General features: G+C 70.3%; 3 protein-coding genes. 2 read left to right on the top strand and 1 reads right to left on the bottom strand.

From position 1 onward, the window contains the following. The coding region (gene xth, locus D180_RS03260) for an exodeoxyribonuclease III (RefSeq protein WP_017911662.1) at window positions 1–741 on the top strand (741 nt) is incomplete at its 5' end. Then, the gene (locus D180_RS03255; RefSeq protein WP_017911661.1) at window positions 738–1,169 is read left to right on the top strand and encodes a GFA family protein; all 432 of its coding nucleotides are present in this window, start codon (window positions 738–740) and stop codon (window positions 1,167–1,169) included. The genes xth and D180_RS03255, both read left to right, overlap by 4 nt. A gap of 64 nt (window positions 1,170–1,233) precedes the next feature. Here the strand turns inward: D180_RS03255 and D180_RS03250 are convergent, their stop codons facing one another. After that, window positions 1,234–1,485, bottom strand: coding sequence for a GlsB/YeaQ/YmgE family stress response membrane protein (locus D180_RS03250; protein ID WP_017908994.1), 252 nt, complete (start codon window positions 1,483–1,485; stop codon window positions 1,234–1,236). Between the last annotated feature and the right edge of the window lie 170 nt (window positions 1,486–1,655).

Here is a 1,655-nt window from a genome sequence, read left to right as displayed (position 1 = left end):
GTGCCCCTGCCGCACCTGCAACAGTGGCTGGCCGCGTTCGCGCCGGACGTGGTCGGGATCCAGGAGACCAAGCTGGAAGACCACAAGTTTCCCGACACTGCGTTGGCCGAGGCCGGCTACCGCAGCGTGTTCGCCGGGCAGAAGACCTACAACGGCGTGGCGATCCTGTCGCGCCTGCCGATCAGCGACGTGCAGATCGGTGTGCCGGGCCTGGAGGACGAGCAGAAGCGCGCCATCGCCGCCACCATCGGCGACCTGCGCATCGTCAATCTGTACGTGGTCAACGGCCAGGACGTGGGCACCGACAAGTACGCCTACAAGCTGCGCTGGTTGGAGGCGGTGCACGCCTGGCTGGCCGACGAGCTGCAGCGGCATCCGCGGCTGGTGGTGCTCGGCGACTTCAACATCGCCCCGGACGCGCGCGACGTGCACGACCCGCTGGTGTGGAGCGACAACCACATCCTCACTTCCACCGCCGAGCGCGGCGCCCTGCACAAGCTGCTCGGCCTGGGCCTGCACGACGGCTTCCGCCTGCACCATGCCGACGGCGGCATCTTCAGCTGGTGGGACTACCGCCAGGCCGGCTTCCGCCGCGACCTGGGGCTGCGCATCGACCTGACCCTGGTGTCCGAGGCGCTGAAGGCGCGCACCCGCGGTGCCGGCATCGACCGCGAACCGCGCAGCTGGGACCGCCCCAGCGATCACGCGCCGGCCTGGGTCGAGCTGGAGCCGGCGGCATGAGCGAGCGCCACGTGCGCCGCTGCATCGACAAGGTCGGCGACACCGCGATCGCGCCGCTGCACCGGCTCAGCTGCCACTGCGGTGCGGTGCAGATCGACCTGGAGCTGCCGCAGGGCATCGTCGACCCGCGCCGCTGCAACTGCTCGCTGTGCCGGCGCCGCGGCGCCATCGTCGCCTCGGTGCCGCTGGCGGCCCTGCATGTCCGCCAGGGCGAGCAGGCGCTGCGCCTGTACCAGTTCCACACGCATACCGCGCAGCATTATTTCTGCGGCACCTGCGGGATCTACACGCATCATCGGCGCCGCTCCGATCCCAGCCTGTACGGCTACAACGTCGGCTGCCTGGAGGGCGTGGACCCGTATGCGCTGGCCATCGCGGTGCCGGTCGAGGACGGCGTGCGCCATCCGGCCGACCGCGCTGCGCCGTGAGCGGGGCCGCAAACGCAAAACGCCCGGCGAACCGGGCGTTTGCGCAAGCGGCGAGGGCGCTGTGTCAGCGCGCGCGGCCGCGGGTGAACAGGTTGACGATCGCCAGCAGGATGATGGCGCCGATCAACGAGTACAGGAACGTCCACAGGGTGATCGCCTGGTTGATGCCGCCGCCGAACAGCCAGCCGGCGATCAGCGCGCCGACGATGCCGACCACGATGTTCAGAATGATGCCCTGCTGTGCGTCACGGCGCATGATGATGCTGGCCAGCCAGCCCACGATGCCGCCGACGATCAACCAGATGATGATGCCCATGCGTCAGACTCCTCGGTTCGGCCCGCACCAGGAGCGGTGGGGTGCGCGTCATTTAAGGAGCGCCGCCGTGAAGCGGCCGTATAGCGCCGGCCCCGCCGCGCAGCGGCCATTGCGCTTTGTGGGCGCGGCGTGAGCGCGCCGACGCCGCCCGTGGCCGACGGCGCCGAGCC

It is taken from the genome of Xanthomonas sp. SHU 166, assembly GCF_000364685.1.
Taxonomy (GTDB): domain Bacteria; phylum Pseudomonadota; class Gammaproteobacteria; order Xanthomonadales; family Xanthomonadaceae; genus Xanthomonas_A; species Xanthomonas_A sontii.
Note: the sequence above shows the minus strand (reverse complement) of the source record. Positions and strands in the feature narration are given on the sequence as shown.

Excerpts from the sequence above, each read along its gene's own strand:
- D180_RS03255 (WP_017911661.1), top strand. The coding sequence starts at position 738 with ATGAGCGAGCGCCACGTGCGCCGCTGCATCGACAAGGTCGGCGACACC.
- D180_RS03250 (WP_017908994.1), bottom strand. The coding sequence starts at position 1,485 with ATGGGCATCATCATCTGGTTGATCGTCGGCGGCATCGTGGGCTGGCTG.